This window comes from Nonomuraea sp. NPDC003709, from assembly GCF_040610775.1.
GTDB lineage: Bacteria > Actinomycetota > Actinomycetes > Streptosporangiales > Streptosporangiaceae > Nonomuraea > Nonomuraea angiospora_A.
In genome coordinates this window covers 31,206-48,268 of record NZ_JBEXMW010000001.1, presented here as the reverse complement: position 1 = coordinate 48,268, position 17,063 = coordinate 31,206, and the positions used below count along the sequence as shown (strand labels likewise).

Here is a 17,063-nt window from a genome sequence, read left to right as displayed (position 1 = left end):
TTCGGCAAGACGGATCTTCCTTCCCCGAACTGAGTCTCGGTAATCCCACGTGTTTATCCACAGGCTGTGGATCTCGCTGCGCACACCCGGCCATGATCCGGTTCACCGCTCATCGCTACGCTGCCAAGGTGAACAACGGCTACGTGGAACTGAGCAGGGAGCAGTGGAGCGAGCTCCGCAAGAACACGCCCTTGACTCTCACCGCAGACGAGCTGGAAGAGCTTCGCGGCCTCGACGACCCCATCGACCTCACTGAAGTCACGGACATCTATCTCCCCCTGACCCGGCTGCTGAACCTGCACTTCACCGGATCCAAAGAGCGCAGCAGCGTGCTGAGCGCGTTCCTCGGTCACCCCGAGCAGCGCGTGCCGTACATCCTGGGCATCGCGGGCAGCGTCGCGGTCGGCAAGTCGACGACGGCGCGGCTCCTGCACACCCTGCTGGCCCGCTGGCCCGAGCACCCGCACGTGGAGCTGATCACCACCGACAGCTTCCTCTACCCGAACGCGGTGCTGGAGGCCAAGGGGATCATGCACCGCAAGGGCTTCCCGGAGAGCTATGACCGCAGGGCGCTGGTCAGGTTCGTGGCGGAGGTGAAGGCCGGGGCGCCGGAGGTGCGCGCGCCGATCTACAGCCACCTGGAGTACGACATCGTGCCCAAGGCAAGCCAAGTCGTGAAAAGTCCGGATATCTTGATCATCGAGGGGCTCAACGTCCTCCAGCCGGCCCCGCCCACGTCCCTCGCGGTCAACGACTACTTCGACTTCTCCATCTACGTGGACGCCAAGGTCGAGGACATCCGCACCTGGTACGTCGACCGCTTCCACAAACTCCGCCGCACCGCCTTCGAGGACCCGAAGTCGTACTTCCGGTACATCGCGGAGCTCTCGTACGAGGAGGCCACGGCCTTCGCGGTCAACGTCTGGCGCGACATCAACGAGCGCAACCTGGTCGAGAACATCGCCCCCACAAGGGGCCGGGCCGACCTCGTGCTCAAGAAGGGCGCCGACCACTCGGTACGGCGGGTACGGCTCCGCCAGACCTGAGCACCTCCTCGAACAGGTAGAGGGCCAACCTGCCCCCGCACTCCTGGTCGTCCACCGCGGCGAACCAGCACTCCTCACCATGGTCGTGACATCGGTATCGGATCATGCACGTCAGCCTCACGCAGATGTGTCAAAACGCCATCAACGTCCGATAGACGACAATGGCCCCTGTGCTACATCTGCGACTGATCAGCCCGGCCGCGCGGACCGACGAGGCGACGACGGTGTTGGAGGACTGCCCGGGCGTCACCAACATCGTCGTCCTGCCGGGCGCGGCCCGCGAGCCGGCGGGCGACGTGATCCTCTGCGACGCGGCGCGCGAGTCGGCCAACGAGGTGCTGAACCGGCTCAAATGGCTGGAGACCGAGGGCTCCATCGCCATCGAGCAGGTCGATCTGTCGCTGTCCAGGGTCGCGACCGACGCGGTCGAGGAGGCGCCCGGCGATCCCGACGACGCCGTGGTGTGGGAGGAGCTCGCGCACCGGGTGCACGCCGACTCCCGCATGACGTGGGCGTACCTGGCCTTCCTGGCCATCGCCACGCAGCTCGCGGGCATCGGCATCCTGCAGAACTCCCCCATCCTGATCGTCGGCGCGATGGTGCTCGGGCCGGAGTTCGGCCCGGTCGCGGGCATCTGCTTCGGCCTGCTGCGCGGCGGCTGGCACCTGGTCACCGCGGCGCTGAAGACGCTGGTCGTCGGGTTCACGGTGGCGATCGCGATCACGTTCGCCTGCGCGCTCGTCTCGAACTGGCTGGGCTGGATCGGCATCGAACACCTCCTCCGGAACGCGGAGGTCCAGTTCATCGTCAAGCCGGACCGGTGGTCGTTCATCGTGGCGCTGCTCGCCGGCGCGGCCGGGGTGCTGTCGGTCACGGCGGGCAAGTCGTCGGCCCTGGTCGGCGTCTTCATCTCGGTCACCACCGTGCCCGCGGCCGGCTACGTGGCCGTCGCGCTGGCGCTGGGCGACTGGAACGAGGTCTACGGCTCGGTCTCGCAACTCGCCGTCAACATCCTCGGCATGATCATCGCGGGCACGGGCACGTTGCTGGTCCAGCGGAAATTCTGGCCTCAAGTAGGACGGCGTTCATCCGTCTGAACGAGGCGGCGGCCCTCGCCCGCCCGGTACGGTCGGGCACATGCACATCCTCGCCACCGAGGGGCTGACCAAACGCTTCCCCACCGTCACCGCGGTCGACCAGCTCACGGTCACCGTGGGGCCCGGCGTCACCGGTCTGGTGGGGGCGAACGGCGCGGGCAAGTCGACGCTGCTCAAGATCCTGCTCGGCCTGCTGCCGCCCACCGGCGGCGCGGCCAAGGTGCTCGATCTGGACGTGACCGCGCAGGGCGCCGAGATCCGCCGGCTCGTCGGTTACATGCCCGAGCACGAATGCCTCCCGCCCGACGTCTCCGCCACCGAACTGGTCGTCCACCTCGCACAGATGTCCGGCCTGCCGCGCACCGCCGCCCGCGAGCGCGCCGCCGACGTGCTGCGCCACGTGGGCCTGGCCGAAGAGCGCTATCGTGCCGTCGGGGGCTACTCCACGGGCATGAAGCAGCGCGTCAAGCTGGCCCAGGCTTTGGTGCACGACCCCAAGCTGGTCTTCCTGGACGAGCCCACCAACGGCCTCGACCCGCGCGGCCGCGACGAGATGCTGACGCTGATCAGGCGCATCGGCACCGAGTTCGGCATCAGCGTGCTGGTCACCTCCCACCTGCTGGGCGAGCTGGAGCGCATCTGCGACCACGTGATCGTCATCGACTCCGGGCGGCTGCTGCGCTCGTCCGCGATCGGCGAGTTCACCCAGGCCACGCAGACCGTCACGGTCGAGGTCGAGGAGGGGCTGGAGCCGCTGGCCGCCCGGCTGACCGAGGCCGGCCAGACGGTCTCGCAGCAGGGCCGCCTGCTGGTGGTCAAGGTCCTCGGGCCCGAGACGTTCGACGCGATCCGGGACGCCGCCGTCGACCTGGACCTCTGCCTCATCCGCCTCGAACAGGGACGTCACCGCATCGAGGACGTCTTCAGGGAGGAGGTGGCGGGTGTCTGAGATCTACGACATCGGCTACCGCCACTACGACGGGCCCCGGCTCGGCCGCGCCTACGCGACCCGGGCGCTGACCGTCCACAGCCTGCGCGGCATCTTCGGCCTCGGGCGCACGGCCCGCAGCAAGATCATGCCGTTCTCCCTCTTCGCCATCATGCTCCTGCCGGCCGTGGTGGCCGTCGCGGCGATGGCCCTGGCCCAGCAGCGCATCCTCCCCTACAGCGGCTTCGCCGTCATCATGCAGGCCGTCGTCGCGGTCTTCCTGGCCGCGCAGGCGCCCACCGTGGTCGCGCCCGACCTGCGCTACCGCGTGCTGCCGCTCTACCTGTCGCGTCCCGTCTCGATCGCCGAGTACGTGGGCGCCAAGGTCACGGCGATGACCGCGGCGCTCTTCCTGCTGGTGGCGGTGCCCCTGACGTTGATCTACGCGGGCGAGCTGGTGGTGGACATGCCCGGGCCACCGGCCACCGGCGAATACCTCGGCTCCGTCCTCATGGCGCTGCTGCTGGCCGTGCTGATGGCGTCGTTCGGGCTGGCGCTGGCCTCGTTCACGCCGCGGCGCGGGCTCGGGGTGGCCTCCGTGATCGCCGTCTACCTGCTGTCGTCGGCGTCGGTCCCGTTGATCTACGGGTCCCTGTACGCCTCGGGCAACGAGGCCGCGGCCTCCTGGGCCTGGCTGGCCAACCCGTTCTGGCTGGTGGACTCCGTACAGTCCTGGCTGTTCGCCACCCCGCCGCACATCCCCGAAGGGGACTACCCGAGCGGGCCCGCCTCGGCCGCGGCCCTCGTGGTGCTGGTGGCGCTCGCCGTGGGCGCCCTCGCGCTGCGCTACAGGAAGGCGGCCGCACGGTGAAGATCGAGCTGTCTCAGGTTTCCCGCTGGTACGGCAACGTGGTGGCGGTCAACGACGTCACCATGACGATCGGCCCCGGCGTCACGGGCCTGCTCGGCCCCAACGGGGCGGGCAAGTCCACACTCCTGCACATGATGGCGGGCTTCCTGTCGCCGTCCAACGGCTCGGTCACGCTGGACGGCCAGCAGGTCTGGAAGAACCACCACATTTACCGAAATATCGGCCTAGTCCCGGAACGGGAGGGCGTGTATGGCTTCCTCACCGGCTGGCAGTTCGTCCTCTCGGCCGCCCGCCTCCACGGGATGGGCGACCCGGTCGAGGCGGCCCGCAAGGCCCTGGCCACGGTCGAGATGGAGGAGCCCAAGGACCGGCGCGTGGAGACGTACTCCAAGGGCATGCGCCAGCGGGTCAAGGTGGCCGCGGCGCTCGTCCACGACCCGCCCGTGCTCCTGCTCGACGAGCCGTTCAACGGCATGGACCCCCGCCAGCGCCTCCACCTCATGGACCTGATCCGCGCCATGGGCACGGCGGGCAAGACGATCCTGTTCAGCTCCCACATCCTGGAGGAGGTCGAACGGGTCGCCCAGCACATCGAGGTGCTGGTGGCGGGCCGGCACGCGGCGTCGGGCAACTTCCGCGAGATCCGGCGCCTGATGACCGACCGGCCCCACCTGTTCGTGATCCGTTCGAGCGACGACAGGAAGCTCGCCGCCGCCCTCATCCGCGACCACTCGACGGGCGGCATCACCCTCCGTCCCGACGGCCTGGAGGTCCAGGCCGCCGAGTTTCGCCGCTTCGCCTGGCTCCTCCCCCGGGTGGCCCAGGCGGAGGGCGTACACCTGCACCAGGTCTCCCCTGCGGACGAGGACCTGGAGAGCGTCTTCTCCTACCTCATCAACAGGAGCACCTGATGAATCCGCGAGGGAGCGCCGCCGCCTGGACTGAGGAGCGGCGGGAGCGCAGCGACCAGAGCGACGAGGGAAGGCGGCGGACTCCAGCGACCGAGCCGCCGAACGGAGTGAGGCCATGAACACAGTTGTCGCGGGCATCACCTATCGGGCTCTGCTCGGGCGGCGCCGCATCATCCTGCTTTTGCTGCTGCCGCTCGCCCTGATCGGCCTGGCCATGCTCTTCCGCGTGCTCGGCGGAGGCGACCAGAAGAACGCCGTGGACCTGATGCAGACGTTCGCCATCGGCACCATGCTCCCCCTGCTGGGCCTGATCGCCGGCACGGGCGTCATCGCCCCGGAGATCGACGACGGCACGATCATCCACCTGATGTCCAAGCCGATCTCCCGCCCGGTCATCATCCAGACGAAGTTCCTGGTGGCGGCCTCGCTGATGGCCCTGTTCGGCGCCGTGCCCACCTACGTGGCGGCCTGGATCCTGGCCGGCAACGAGGACGGCATCGCCCCGGGGTTCGCGCTGGGAGCCCTGGTGGCCGGCATCGCGTACGCCGCCGTCTTCCTCCTGCTGGGCGTCGTCACCCGGCACGCGGTCACGATCGGCATCATCTACGCCCTCGTCTGGGAGAGCGCGGTGGGCAACTTCATGCCGGGCGCCCACAAGTTCTCGATCCAGCAGTGGGGTCAGACGATAGCCAAGCAGATCTCCGACTCGGCCTTCGTCAAGGCGGACGTCGCGCTGAGCTTCGCCCTACCCGCGCTGATCGTCGTCACGGTGGTCGGCGTCTTCTGGGCGGGGCAGCGGCTGCGGGTCTTCTCGCTCACCGGGGACGAATGAACGAACGGCCCGCGGGGGTCACCCCCGCGGGCCGTTCGGACAGTCGCTCAGACGCAGGCCGTGCGCACCACGTCGGCGAGGCGGCCGGCCACCTGGGTGGCGTGCTCCTCCGACGCGGCCTCGACCATGACCCGGATCATCGGCTCGGTGCCGCTCGGCCTGATCAGGACCCGGCCCGTCTCCCCCAGCTCGCCCTCCGCCTCGGCGACGGCGGCCAGCAGCTCGGGGGCGGCGGCCTTGCCCTTGTCCACGTCCTTGACGTTGATCAGGATCTGCGGCAGCGGCGTCATCACCGCGGCCAGCTCCTTCAGCGACAGGCCCGACTTGGCCACCACGCCCAGCAGATGGAGCGAGGTGAGCAGGCCGTCGCCGGTGGTGGCGTGGTCGAGCATGATGACGTGGCCCGACTGCTCCCCGCCCAGGTTGTAGCCGTCGGACTTCATCCGCTCCAGCACGTAGCGGTCACCGACCGCGGTCTCCACCACGGTGATGCCCGCGTCGCGCATGGCCAGCTTGAAGCCCAGGTTGGACATCACGGTCGCCACCACGGTGTCCTTGGCCAGCAGGCCCTCGCCGTGCATGGCGGCGGCGAGGATGGCCATGATGCGGTCGCCGTCGACGATCGCGCCCGTGTGGTCGATCGCCAGGCAGCGGTCGGCGTCGCCGTCGTAGGCCACGCCCAGGTCCGCCCCGCGCGACACGACGATCTGCGCGAGCTTGTCCAGGTGGGTGGAGCCGTGGCCGGCGTTGATGTTGAGGCCGTCGGGCCTGGCGCCGATGGCCTCGACCCTGGCGCCCGCCCGCACCAGCGCCTCCGGGGCCACCATGTGGGCGGCGCCGTGAGCGCAGTCGACCACGATGTTCAGCCCGTCGAGCGCGGCGTTCATCGTGGTCAGCAGGTGGGAGACGTACCGGTTGGCCTCACCGTACGCTTCCCGCACCCGGCCCACGGCCGAGCCGACGGGAAAGCTCCAGTCCTCGCCCAGCCGCCGTTCGATCTCGTCCTCGACCGCGTCCGACAGCTTGAAGCCGCCGCGGGCCAGGAACTTGATGCCGTTGTCCGGCGCCGGATTGTGCGAGGCCGACAGCATGACGCCGAGATCGGCGCCGAGCGCGGCGGTGAGGTGGGCGACGGCCGGGGTGGGAAGTACGCCGAGGCGCAGCACGTCCACACCGGACGCCGCGAGGCCGGCGACCACCGCGGCCTCGAGAAACTCTCCCGAGGCGCGAGGGTCCCGGCCCACGACCGCCACCGGCCTGCTCTTGCGGCCGGCAGCGGCAAACGCGCCCGCATCGCCGAGGACGTGAGCCGCCGCGACCGAAAGGTCCATGGCGAGCTGCGCCGTGAGGTCGCGACCCGCGACCCCACGTACCCCGTCGGTGCCGAAAAGGCGCGCCAATTTAGCGCTTGCTGTACTGCGGAGCCTTGCGGGCCTTCTTGAGGCCGTACTTCTTCCGCTCCGTGGCGCGGGCGTCACGGGTGAGGAAGCCGGCCTTCTTCAGCGGCGGCCGGTTGATCTCGACGTCCAGGATCGCCAGGGCGCGGGACAGGCCCATGCGCAGCGCGCCGGCCTGACCGGTCACGCCGCCGCCGTCGATGCGCGCGATGACGTCGAACGCCTCCTCGGCGCCGAGCACCACGAAGGGCTCGTTGACGATCTGCTGGTGGACCTTGTTCGGGAAGTAGACGTCCAGCGAACGACCGTTGATCGTCCACTTGCCGGTGCCGGGGACGATGCGCACGCGGGCGATCGCCTCCTTGCGGCGGCCGGTGCCGTACGAGTTGCCCGTGGTGACGGGCTTGCGCACGGGCGCGTCGGCGCTGGCGGCGGACTCGGTGGTGTACTCGGACGGGAATTCCTCGCTGGAGATTTCCTCCAGCTCGGGCTCGACGGCCGTCTCGACACCGGTGGGCTCAGCCACGGTTCTCCTCTAACTCTTTCGAACTACTACTGGGCGATCTGGGTGATCTGGAACGGCACCGGCTGCTGAGCCTGGTGCGGGTGCTCGGAACCCGCGTAGACCTTCAGCTTCTTCGCCATCTTCCGGCCGAGGGAGTTCTTCGGAAGCATGCCCTTGACGGCCTTCTCGACGGCCTTGTCCGGCCGCTTCTCCATGAGCTCGCCATAGCTGACGGAACGCAGACCGCCCGGGTAGCCCGAGTGGCGGTACGCCTTCTTCTGCTCAAGCTTGTTACCACTGAGCGCGATCTTGTCCGCGTTGATCACGATGACGAAGTCACCGGTGTCGACGTGGGGAGCGAAGATCGGCTTGTGCTTGCCGCGGAGCAGGGTCGCGACGTGGCTGGCCAGCCGGCCCAGCACGACATCGGTCGCGTCGATGACGTACCACTGACGCTGGACGTCGGCGGGCTTCGGTGAGTACGTGCGCACGGTCGTAGCCTTCTTTATGCTCGCGTCTTCGGCGCTGTCGGATGCGACAGCTACATTTGGTCGGTCGGTGCGGGCACACGACGGCCCGGACCTTCCGTCTCCTCATTGCGGGAGATGACGCCGGACGCGCCGCGCATTGGTCACGCGGGACCTATGCACACAACGAACCTAAGCTACTCGCCCAAAGGCGCGCAGGTCAAAACGACCAGTAGCCCTGAGCGAGTCTACCCGAACGCAGAACGGTTAGGTTTCGTTTCCCTGGGACCTCTTCTTTCCCAGGACCAGACATCCCTATCGTTAGCGGCGGTATGTGGCAGAACTCTCACTCCCGGCCAACCCAGCGGGGCGCTCGGCGCCGGAATCACCTGGGGGTGCTGGCCTGCCTCATGACCGTGCTCTTCACGGGGGTGCTGCTCGGCCGGCTCACCGACGACGCCGAGCCGACCCCCCATGTCTATCTCAACGAGACCGCCCCGCCCGCCGCTGCCACCGCGAACCCCGCTCCGACGACGGCCAGGAAGGCGCAGCAGCAGGTCGAGATGATCCCCAGGGAGATCACGACCAAGGCCATGCCCCGCGGCCGGGCCACCCCCAAGGCCACCAGATCGCCCGACGGCCAGATCGCCGGGTTCAACTCCCAGGACAACCCCGCGATGCTCAGCGACGGCAGCGGCGGCGTGCAGATCATGCCCGGACTGGCGGCCAAGGTCGTCTCGCTGACCAACTCCGCCCGGTCCCGCCACGGCTGCGGGGCGCTCAGGGTGGACTCCGGCCTCTCCAGCTCCGCGCGTACGCACTCGCTGGAGATGGCCCAGGCCGGGCAGCTCGCGCACACCTCCCCAGACGGGTCGTCGCCGTGGGACCGGATGGAGCGCGCGGGATACCGCTGGGGCGCCGCCGAGAACATCGGCGCCGGGTACAGCACCCCCGACGAGGCGGTACGCGGCTGGCTCGACAGCCCCGACCATCGCAAGAACATCCTCGACTGCGGACTGAAGGCCATCGGGGTGGGCGTCGCGTCCGGCCCGGACGGGCCATGGTGGACCCAGGACTTCGGAACCCGATGACGCGCATCACGGTAATGTCGCCGCATGGCTTTTCCCGAAGGACGTGAAAACAGCGCCCCCTATGGCATGGGGAGTGTCTTCCAGCCTGCGGGCAGACGCCGCGCTCCGAACGGTCCCGGCGGTCCGGCCGGCCCCGATGGTCCCGGCGGCCCCGGCCCTGGCGGACCCGGCGGCCCTGGCGGACCGGGCTTTTTCGGCGCCCCCAACGGCCCCGGCGCTCCTGGCGGCCCCGGCCCCGGCGGCCCGGGCCCTGGCGGTCCCGGCGGTCGCGGTCCCGGCGGCCCCGGTCCCGGTGGTCCTGGTCCCGGTGGTCCTGGCCCTGGCGGCCCCGGCGGTCCTGGCGGCCCTGGCCCTGGTGGACCCGGCGGCCCCGGCTTCTTCGGCGGCCCGGGCGGACCGGAAGGCCCTGGTGGACCCGGTGGCCCTGACGGCCCGGACTCTTCCGGCGACGGCGACGACACCCCGCGCCGCTCCCGCCGTTCCCGCAAGCAACGCGCCGCCGACGACGCCGAGCAGGAGAGCAAGGCCGACAGCGCGCCGCAGGACGGCGACAGAGCACCGCAGAGCAGGGTCGGCTGGAGCCCGTACGACGAGGGCCCGCGCTCGCGCGCCCCGCTGTGGTTCGCCATCGGCGGCATAACGGTGCTCGGCCTGCTCGGCGGCGGCCTCGCGATGATGTGGAACGCCGACAAGCCCGTCACGGCCCAGACCACGACCCCTCGCATGACCGCGCCGCCACTCCCGTCGGCCCCGCCCGGCAAGTACGGCTTCGCGGCCGAACGGTCCACGGACCCCGAGCCGATCACGGTCAAGGAGATCTTCGGCAAGACGAAGAAGATCACGGTCGCGGGCCGGTCGTACGAAATGACGGTCACCAGCAAGGACAAGAAGTGCGCTGACGGCGCCCTGGGCGACGTCTTGAAGAAGGCGCTCAAGGACGGCAAGTGCAACCAGCTCGTACGCGCCAGCTTCCGCGACAAGGCCGGCAAGATCATCGGCACGGTCGGCGTGGCCAACCTCAAGACCAGCAAACTGGCTGCCAAGGTGGCCAAGGCCGGCAGCACGGCCAACTACGTGAAGCCGCTGGCGGGCAAGGACAGTGTCACCAAGCAGCTCGGCTCGGGCGCGGGCGGCGCCAGGATCTGGACGCACGGCCACTACGCGATCATGGTCTGGTTCCAGAACAAGGACGGCACGAAGCCGGACAAGAAGGGCTCCAAGCAGATCTTCGGCGCCATCAACGACATCACCCAGGCGACGGTCTTCAAGGCTCTGGACAACCGCTCGGTCACCGGAAGCCCTCTTTAGCGAAAACGGCTTCTTATTCGATAAGCACCCAAACGGGATGCCGGATCCCACTGGGAACGCTCATACCGACATAACGATCTCGCTACTCTCGCTAGGCTCGCCCTATGCGTGGCCAGGAACCCGGGTCTGAGCACGATCGCAGGGAAGCCGACGGATCGGCCGCACCAGCGACGCCACCGCCGAGCTTCGGCCAGACCAGCGGGCGAGACGTACCACCGGCGTTCGCCCCCGCCGACGAGGAACTGCGCGGCTCCTCCGACGACGCGGCGCACAGCCCTGACGACGACGCGCCGCCGGGCGAGGCGGCGGACGTTCCCGTCTTCAGGGGAGCGCCGTACGAGTCGCCCGACTCCGGGACGCGACCCGCCGTCCCCGTCTTCGGGGGGCCGCCGCCCGACCCCGAGACGCGGCCCGCCGTTCCCGACTTCCGGGGGCCGCCCGACTCCGACGAGCCGCCCGGCGTCCAGCCGTGGGAGGTGGCGGGCGACGACGCAGCGCCGTACGACTGGTACGACGACGAGTCCGAGCCCACCCGCCCGGGCGGCCTGCGCCCGCCGCACCCCGCCGCCGAGGCGGAGGACCCCGACCAGACGCTCATCGGCCGGTCGCGCCCCACGCTGGGCGAGCAGATACGAGCCGAACAGGTGCGGGCCGTCCGCCCCTGGGACGACCCGGAGCCCGGCGCCTGGCCCGCCGAGCAGGCCGCGCCCGGCGGCCCGTCGTGGGAGCCGCCACCGGCGTTCACCGCCGCCGCGGCGGGCATGCCGGTGTGGCCCGCGCCGCCCAGCGACCCGCACGCCAAGCCGCCCTGGCCCGCCGCCACGGGCGAACTGGTGGCCGAGCCCGACAACGACGAGCCGGGCTACGACCCCAACGCCACCCAACCGGAGGGCCTCGCCCGCCCGGCCCACTACTTCGACCCGGACGCGGCCCGCAGGGAGGCCGCCCAGCAGGCGGAGGGCAGGGCCCAGCTCCCGTCCATCGCCGACCAGGACACCCCTCCCGACGGTTTCCTGCCGGCCCCGATCGCCTCGCCGGAGGAGGACCTCACCGACCCGGTGCTGTCCTCCTTCACCCCGAACCCCGCCGAACACGGCACCCCGCCGCTCTCCCTGTCCGATCCGGCCAACCTGTCGGCCCACCCGCCCGAGCCCGGCGACGTGCCCGTCTGGCCCCCCAACCCACCATCCGAGGCCAAGCTGCCCGATCTCCCGTTCCCCAGGGACACCTGGGGACAGAAGCCCGCCGCCCCGCTCAGCCGGCCCCAGGGCGGCAGCCCGGCGTTCCCGCCTGGAGCGTTCAAACAGCCACCGTTCCAGACCCCGCCCCCGCCTCCCGCCCCACCCGGCAAGAGCAAGCGGGCCCTGCTCGTCACGCTGGGCGCGCTGGCCCTGGCCGGGGTCGCGACCGGCGGATTCTTCGCCTACCAGGCGGTCACCTCCCCCACGCCGACCACGGCCGCCACCCGGCCCACCGCGTCAAGCGAGCCCAGCACCGAGACGCCCGCCGCCGCGGCGCCCTCCGACGCCCCCGACGGCACGTCCATCCTCAACTCCGATCAGACCGACCCGCAGAAGCTGTCGCTCTCGGAGGCGTTCCCGAAGAAGAAGGTCAGCGCGGCGGGCACCACGTTCACCAGGGTCAAGGCGGCCGTCGAGACGAGCTGCGACAAGGCCGCCACAGGAGACTTCGCGGACGCGCTCAAAGAGCAGAAGTGCAGCCGCGTGCTCAGGGCCACCTACGTCGACAGCAAGCACCGCTACGCGGTCACCACGGGCATAGCGGTCCTGCCCGACAAGGACGCGGCCATCATCGCCGACCAGTCCAAGAACCTCTCACGCAATGTCTGGTTCCGCCCGCTCCCCGGCGCCGACGGCTCGGGCGGCGAGCGCGTGAACATCGCCGGCGGCTACGCGGCCGGGCTGGTGTGGGGCCGCTACATCATCTTCAGCTACGCCACCTACGCCGACGGCCACACCCCCGAGTCCAAGGAGAAGACGCTGCCCAAGGTCAGCGGGGCGTTCCGGGACCAGACCTCACTCGTCCTCGAGCGCCGCGTCACCAAGGGCTGACGGCGTCCGCTGGAGGGCGGTGGTGCGCACTCGCCGCGTGGCCCGAGCCCGCGCGGCGAGCTCCGGCTCCGCCGGGTAGCCCACCTCCTCCAGGCACAGCCCGTGCGCGGGCGCGACGTGCACCCCCGAGTCCCGTACGGCCCGCGCCAGCACCTGGCGGGGCCACTCCACCGGCCGGCTGCCGTCACCGGCCGCCAGCAGCGACCCGACCAGCGCCCGCACCATCGAGTGGCAGAACGCGTCCGCCACGACGGTCGCCACCAGCACCCCGTCGGGCTCGCGCGCCCAGTCCAGCCGCTGCAGCTCCCTGATCGTGGTCGCGCCCTCGCGCTTCTTGCAGAACGCCGCGAAGTCGTGCTCCCCGAGCAGCCGCGCCGCCGCCGCGTTGAGCGCGCCGGCGTCCAGCGACCGGTTGTGCCAGACCACCTCGCGCCGCCGCAGCGGGTCGACGCCGCCCACCGCGTCGCTCACCCGGTACGCGTACCGCCGGAACATCGCCGAGAAACGCGCGTCGAAGCCCTCAGGAGCCACGGAGACCCGATGAACACGTACATCTGGAGGCAGGACCCCGCCGAGGCGCCTGACAAGCGCAGCGAGCCGCTCATGGACGTCCAGGGGCCCTCTGTTGCCGTCGAGCTCGGCCAGAGACCCGTCGGGCACGTCCACGTGGGCCACCTGGCCGCGCGCGTGCACGCCGGCGTCGGTGCGGCCGGCCACGGTCAGCATCGCGGGCTCGCCGAGGCGCAGGATCCTGCCGAGCGCCTGCTCGATCTCGCCCTGGACGGTCCGGCGTCCCGGCTGCCTGGCCCATCCGGAGAAGTCGGTCCCGTCGTACGCGAGGTCGAGGCGGAGCCGTACCACGATGATCCTCCTTCAACTGAAAACGGGCCCGCACCCCGTAGGGGGTCCGGGCCCGTCTCGTCCGACCTGAAAGATCAGGCCTCGTCCTTCTTCGCCTCAGCCTCGGCGGCCGGGGCCTCCTCCGCAGCGGGAGCCTCCGCGGCGGGGGTCTCCTCGGCGGCGGCCTCGGGGGCCTCCGGAGCCTCGGTCTCCTCCGCGGCGGGCGCCGGAGCCGCGGCGGCCGGGGCCTCGGTGCGGCGGGTCGTGACGCCGTTCAGCGGCTCGGCCACCAGCTCGATGACCGCCATCGGGGCGTTGTCGCCCTTGCGCGGACCGACCTTGGTGATCCGGGTGTAGCCACCGGGACGCTCGGCGAACGTCGTCGCGATCTCGGTGAAGAGGTGGTGTACGACGCCCTTGTCCTTGACGACGGTCAGGACCTGGCGACGGTTGTGGATGTCGCCCTTCTTCGCCTTGGTGATCAGGCGCTCCGCCAGCGGGCGCAGGCGCTTGGCCTTGGCGACCGTCGTGCGGATCTTGCCGTGGCGGAACAGATCGGTGGCCAGGTTGGCCAGGATCAGCCGCTCGTGCGCCGGGCTGCCGCCAAGACGTGCACCCTTGGTGGGCTTGGGCATGGTCTTTCTCCTCCTGGATTAACCCGCCCCGGCCGTACCAGGTACCGGAGTCGGGCCGGATCGCAGTCGCTCATGCGATCCGTTGCTGTGGCCCCGCGCCATGACACCGCGCGGGGCCTTCGAAAAGCGGATCAGTACTGCTCGGTCTCGACGTACGCGCTGTCGTCGTCGTCGTAGCCGCCGCCGGCCACCGCGCTCGGGTCGAACCCGGGCGGGGAGTCCTTGAGCGCCAGCGACATCTCGTGCAGCTTCTGCTTGACCTCTTCGATCGACTTGGCGCCGAAGTTGCGGATGTCCAGCAGGTCCTGCTCGCTGCGCGCGACGAGCTCACCCACGGTGTGGATGCCCTCGCGCTTGAGGCAGTTGTAGGAGCGAACGGTGAGGTTGAGCTCCTCGATCGGCAGCGCCAGATCGGCGGCCAGGGCGGCGTCGGTCGGCGACGGGCCGATGTCGATGCCCTCGGCCTCGACGTTGAGCTCGCGGGCCAGGCCGAAGAGCTCGACGAGGGTCTTACCGGCGGAGGCCACCGCGTCGCGGGGCTTCATGGCCGGCTTGGTCTCGACGTCGAGGATGAGACGGTCGAAGTCGGTGCGCTGCTCGACTCGGGTCGCCTCGACCTTGTAGGTGACCTTGAGCACCGGGGAGTAGATCGAGTCGATCGGAATGCGACCGATCTCCTGGCCCGGCTGCTTGTTCTGGGCGGCGGAGACGTAGCCGCGACCGCGCTCGACGGTCAGCTCCATCTCCAGCTTCGCCTTGCCGTTGAGCGTGGCGATGCGCAGCTCGGGGTTGTGCACCTCGACACCGGCCGGCGGCGCGATGTCGGCGGCGGTGACCTCACCCGGGCCCTGCTTGCGCAGGTACATCACGACCGGCTCGTCGTGCTCGGAGGAGACGACCAGCTCCTTGAGGTTGAGGATGATGTCAGTGACGTCTTCCTTGACCCCGGGAACGGTCGAGAACTCGTGCAGGACGCCCTCGATCCGGATGCTCGTCACGGCCGCGCCCGGAATGGACGACAGCAGCGTGCGGCGGAGCGAGTTGCCGATGGTGTAACCGAAGCCCGGCTCCAGCGGTTCGATGACGAACCGGGACCGGGTGTCGTCGAGCGACTCTTCGAGAAGAGTCGGGCGCTGAGCGATCAGCATGCGGGGTCTCCCCTTTTTCGTGTGGCGCCCGCTATATGACGCCACTCCGATAAACAGCGTAGTTGAGGTGCGGAAATCCGCACCTCAACTCAGGCTCACTTCGAGTAGTACTCGACGATGAGCTGCTCCTGGACCTGAGTGTCGATCTGCTGGCGAACCGGCAGCTGGTGAACCAGGACGCGGAGCTTCTCGGGCACGACGCCGAGCCACGCGGGAACGGTGCGCTCGCCCGCGGTCGCCCGGGCGACCTCGTAGGGCAGAAGGTTGCGCTTGTTCTCGCGGACCTCGATGATGTCGTGCTCGCGAATGCGGTAGGACGGGATGTCGACCTTCTTGCCGTTCACCAGGATGTGGCCGTGGCGCACCTGCTGGCGGGCGGCGTCACGCGACTGGGCGAACCCGGCGCGGTAGACGACGTTGTCGAGACGGCTCTCCAGGATCTGGAGCAGCGCCTCACCGGTCTTGCCGGTCTTGCGGGTGGCTTCCTCGTAGTAGTTGTGGAACTGCTTCTCGAGGACGCCGTAGATGCGGCGGGTCTTCTGCTTCTCACGAAGCTGAAGCTGGTACTCGGACTCCTTGGGACGTCCGCGGCCGTGCTCACCCGGCGGGTAAGGACGGATCTCGATGGGGCACTTGGCAGACTCGCACTTGCTGCCCTTGAGGAAGAGCTTGGTCTTCTCGCGACGGCAGAGCTTGCAGTCGGCGCCCGTGTAACGAGCCATTTCTCAATATCTCCTGGGCTTGTTCAGACGCGGCGGCGCTTCGGCGGCCGGCAACCGTTGTGCGGGACCGGGGTGACGTCCTGGATCGAACCCACCTCGAGGCCGGTGGCCTGGAGGGAGCGGATCGCGGTCTCACGGCCGGAGCCGGGACCCTTGACGAAGACGTCAACCTTGCGCATGCCGTGCTCCATGGCGCGGCGAGCGGCGTTTTCCGCGGCCATCTGAGCGGCGAACGGGGTGGACTTACGGGAGCCCTTGAAACCCACGTGCCCGGCGCTGGCCCAGGAGATCACGTTCCCGTTGGGGTCCGTGATCGAGACGATGGTGTTGTTGAACGTGCTCTTGATGTGGGCGTGCCCGTGAGCGACGTTCTTCTTTTCCTTGCGGCGCACCTTCTTCGGGGCGCCCTGACGGCTCTTAGGAGGCATTGTTTGCCATTACTCCTGAGGTCTTCGGTCCGCGGCTGTGGACTACTTCTTACCGGGCTTCTTCTTACCGGCCACGGTCTTCTTCTTGCCCTTGCGGGTGCGCGCGTTGGTCTGCGTGCGCTGGCCGTGGACGGGCAGGCCCTTGCGGTGCCGGATGCCCTGGTAGCAACCGATTTCGATCTTGCGACGAATGTCGGCCTGGACCTCGCGGCGCAGGTCACCCTCGATCTTGAAGTTCGCCTCGATGTAGTCACGCATCGGGACGAGCTCGGTGTCGGAGAGCTGGTGCACACGGAGGTCGCCGCTGACACCGGTGGCCTGGAGGATCTCCTGGGCGCGGGTGCGGCCGATTCCGTAGATGTAGGTGAGAGCGATCTCCAGCCGCTTCTCGCGGGGGAGGTCGACGCCAACCAGGCGAGCCATGGTCGGGCATTCTCCTTCTTTGTGGCGGAGGTCTTGCGTCGCACTACCCCTCCCCATGCCCGGGGTGAGGGCCCCGGCCTCCGACCGGGGGTCTCCAGAGCGGTTCGAGCCTTTCGAAAAGGGCCCGCCTGCTCAGGTGTGAGACGCGATTACTGACTCAGGCTCCTCATGCGTCGAGCCCGCTCCCTCAATCGGGGCGGACTCGGAGGAGCCTTGCGGCGACTAACCCTGGCGCTGCTTGTGGCGCAGGTTGTCGCAGATCACCATGACGCGACCGTGCCGGCGGATCACCTTGCACTTGTCGCAGATCTTCTTGACGCTCGGCTTTACCTTCATTGTCCT

General features: G+C 69.6%; 19 protein-coding genes. 9 read left to right on the top strand and 10 right to left on the bottom strand.

The window, feature by feature from the left end; translation table 11 throughout:
* The first annotated feature begins 143 nt into the window (after positions 1 to 143).
* From coaA to ABZX61_RS00305, 6 genes are all read left to right on the top strand, one after another.
* A complete protein-coding gene (gene coaA, locus ABZX61_RS00330; protein WP_350731451.1) occupies positions 144 to 1,046 on the top strand; it encodes a type I pantothenate kinase in 903 nt (300 codons plus the stop codon).
* A gap of 170 nt (positions 1,047 to 1,216) precedes the next feature.
* Positions 1,217 to 2,143, top strand: coding sequence for a DUF389 domain-containing protein (locus ABZX61_RS00325; RefSeq protein ID WP_355190265.1), 927 nt, complete (start codon positions 1,217 to 1,219; stop codon positions 2,141 to 2,143).
* A 40-nt stretch (positions 2,144 to 2,183) separates the two neighbouring features.
* Positions 2,184 to 3,092 (top strand): ABC transporter ATP-binding protein, encoded by a 909-nt coding sequence (locus tag ABZX61_RS00320; protein WP_350731025.1) that lies wholly within the window; start codon positions 2,184 to 2,186, stop codon positions 3,090 to 3,092.
* Positions 3,085 to 3,942, top strand: coding sequence for an ABC transporter permease (locus tag ABZX61_RS00315; RefSeq protein ID WP_355190263.1), 858 nt, complete (start codon positions 3,085 to 3,087; stop codon positions 3,940 to 3,942). Before ABZX61_RS00320 ends, ABZX61_RS00315 begins: the two co-directional genes overlap by 8 nt.
* A complete protein-coding gene (locus ABZX61_RS00310; RefSeq protein ID WP_350731021.1) occupies positions 3,939 to 4,853 on the top strand; it encodes an ABC transporter ATP-binding protein in 915 nt (304 codons plus the stop codon). Before ABZX61_RS00315 ends, ABZX61_RS00310 begins: the two co-directional genes overlap by 4 nt.
* Before the next feature lie 115 nt (positions 4,854 to 4,968).
* The gene (locus ABZX61_RS00305) at positions 4,969 to 5,685 is read left to right on the top strand and encodes an ABC transporter permease subunit (protein WP_355190261.1); all 717 of its coding nucleotides are present in this window, start codon (positions 4,969 to 4,971) and stop codon (positions 5,683 to 5,685) included.
* A gap of 47 nt (positions 5,686 to 5,732) precedes the next feature.
* Here the strand turns inward: ABZX61_RS00305 and glmM are convergent, their stop codons facing one another.
* The 3 genes from glmM to rplM are packed head-to-tail and all read right to left on the bottom strand — an operon-like array spanning position 5,733 to position 8,078.
* Positions 5,733 to 7,085 carry a phosphoglucosamine mutase gene (gene glmM / locus ABZX61_RS00300; RefSeq protein ID WP_350731018.1) on the bottom strand — a complete coding sequence of 451 codons (1,353 nt, stop codon included), beginning with the start codon at positions 7,083 to 7,085 and terminating at the stop codon, positions 5,733 to 5,735.
* Between the two features lies 1 nt (position 7,086).
* Entirely contained in the window at positions 7,087 to 7,608 is a 522-nt protein-coding gene (gene rpsI, locus ABZX61_RS00295) for a 30S ribosomal protein S9 (RefSeq protein WP_350731016.1), read from the bottom strand.
* Between the two features lie 26 nt (positions 7,609 to 7,634).
* A complete protein-coding gene (gene rplM, locus ABZX61_RS00290) occupies positions 7,635 to 8,078 on the bottom strand; it encodes a 50S ribosomal protein L13 (RefSeq protein ID WP_185070656.1) in 444 nt (147 codons plus the stop codon).
* Between the two features lie 386 nt (positions 8,079 to 8,464).
* Between rplM and ABZX61_RS00285 the strand changes: the two genes are divergently transcribed.
* The 3 genes from ABZX61_RS00285 to ABZX61_RS00275 all read left to right on the top strand — a co-directional run bounded on the left by ABZX61_RS00285 (position 8,465) and on the right by ABZX61_RS00275 (position 12,525).
* Positions 8,465 to 9,145 (top strand): CAP domain-containing protein, encoded by a 681-nt coding sequence (locus ABZX61_RS00285; protein WP_355190258.1) that lies wholly within the window; start codon positions 8,465 to 8,467, stop codon positions 9,143 to 9,145.
* A 24-nt stretch (positions 9,146 to 9,169) separates the two neighbouring features.
* Positions 9,170 to 10,453 (top strand): hypothetical protein, encoded by a 1,284-nt coding sequence (locus tag ABZX61_RS00280; protein ID WP_355190256.1) that lies wholly within the window; start codon positions 9,170 to 9,172, stop codon positions 10,451 to 10,453.
* Between the two features lie 104 nt (positions 10,454 to 10,557).
* The gene (locus ABZX61_RS00275; protein WP_355190254.1) at positions 10,558 to 12,525 is read left to right on the top strand and encodes a hypothetical protein; all 1,968 of its coding nucleotides are present in this window, start codon (positions 10,558 to 10,560) and stop codon (positions 12,523 to 12,525) included.
* On the opposite strand, the gene truA is transcribed toward ABZX61_RS00275, so the two are convergent.
* The 7 genes from truA to rpmJ all read right to left on the bottom strand — a co-directional run bounded on the left by truA (position 12,490) and on the right by rpmJ (position 17,057).
* Positions 12,490 to 13,386 (bottom strand): tRNA pseudouridine(38-40) synthase TruA, encoded by an 897-nt coding sequence (gene truA / locus ABZX61_RS00270; protein WP_355190252.1) that lies wholly within the window; start codon positions 13,384 to 13,386, stop codon positions 12,490 to 12,492. The two genes, ABZX61_RS00275 and truA, sit on opposite strands and share 36 nt — an antisense overlap.
* Positions 13,387 to 13,460: 74 nt before the next feature.
* Entirely contained in the window at positions 13,461 to 14,000 is a 540-nt protein-coding gene (gene rplQ, locus ABZX61_RS00265) for a 50S ribosomal protein L17 (RefSeq protein ID WP_355190250.1), read from the bottom strand.
* Positions 14,001 to 14,131: 131 nt separating this feature from the next.
* Positions 14,132 to 15,148 (bottom strand): DNA-directed RNA polymerase subunit alpha, encoded by a 1,017-nt coding sequence (locus ABZX61_RS00260; protein WP_350731004.1) that lies wholly within the window; start codon positions 15,146 to 15,148, stop codon positions 14,132 to 14,134.
* 95 nt (positions 15,149 to 15,243) lie between these two features.
* Positions 15,244 to 15,870 (bottom strand): 30S ribosomal protein S4, encoded by a 627-nt coding sequence (gene rpsD, locus ABZX61_RS00255; protein WP_185070645.1) that lies wholly within the window; start codon positions 15,868 to 15,870, stop codon positions 15,244 to 15,246.
* 23 nt (positions 15,871 to 15,893) lie between these two features.
* Complete coding sequence (gene rpsK / locus ABZX61_RS00250; protein ID WP_020542285.1) at positions 15,894 to 16,298, bottom strand: 30S ribosomal protein S11; 405 nt, start codon at positions 16,296 to 16,298, stop codon at positions 15,894 to 15,896.
* A gap of 42 nt (positions 16,299 to 16,340) precedes the next feature.
* Positions 16,341 to 16,721, bottom strand: a complete 381-nt coding sequence (gene rpsM / locus ABZX61_RS00245) for a 30S ribosomal protein S13 (RefSeq protein ID WP_125644650.1) — start codon at positions 16,719 to 16,721, stop codon at positions 16,341 to 16,343.
* A gap of 222 nt (positions 16,722 to 16,943) precedes the next feature.
* The gene (gene rpmJ, locus ABZX61_RS00240; RefSeq protein ID WP_003956441.1) at positions 16,944 to 17,057 is read right to left on the bottom strand and encodes a 50S ribosomal protein L36; all 114 of its coding nucleotides are present in this window, start codon (positions 17,055 to 17,057) and stop codon (positions 16,944 to 16,946) included.
* Between the last annotated feature and the right edge of the window lie 6 nt (positions 17,058 to 17,063).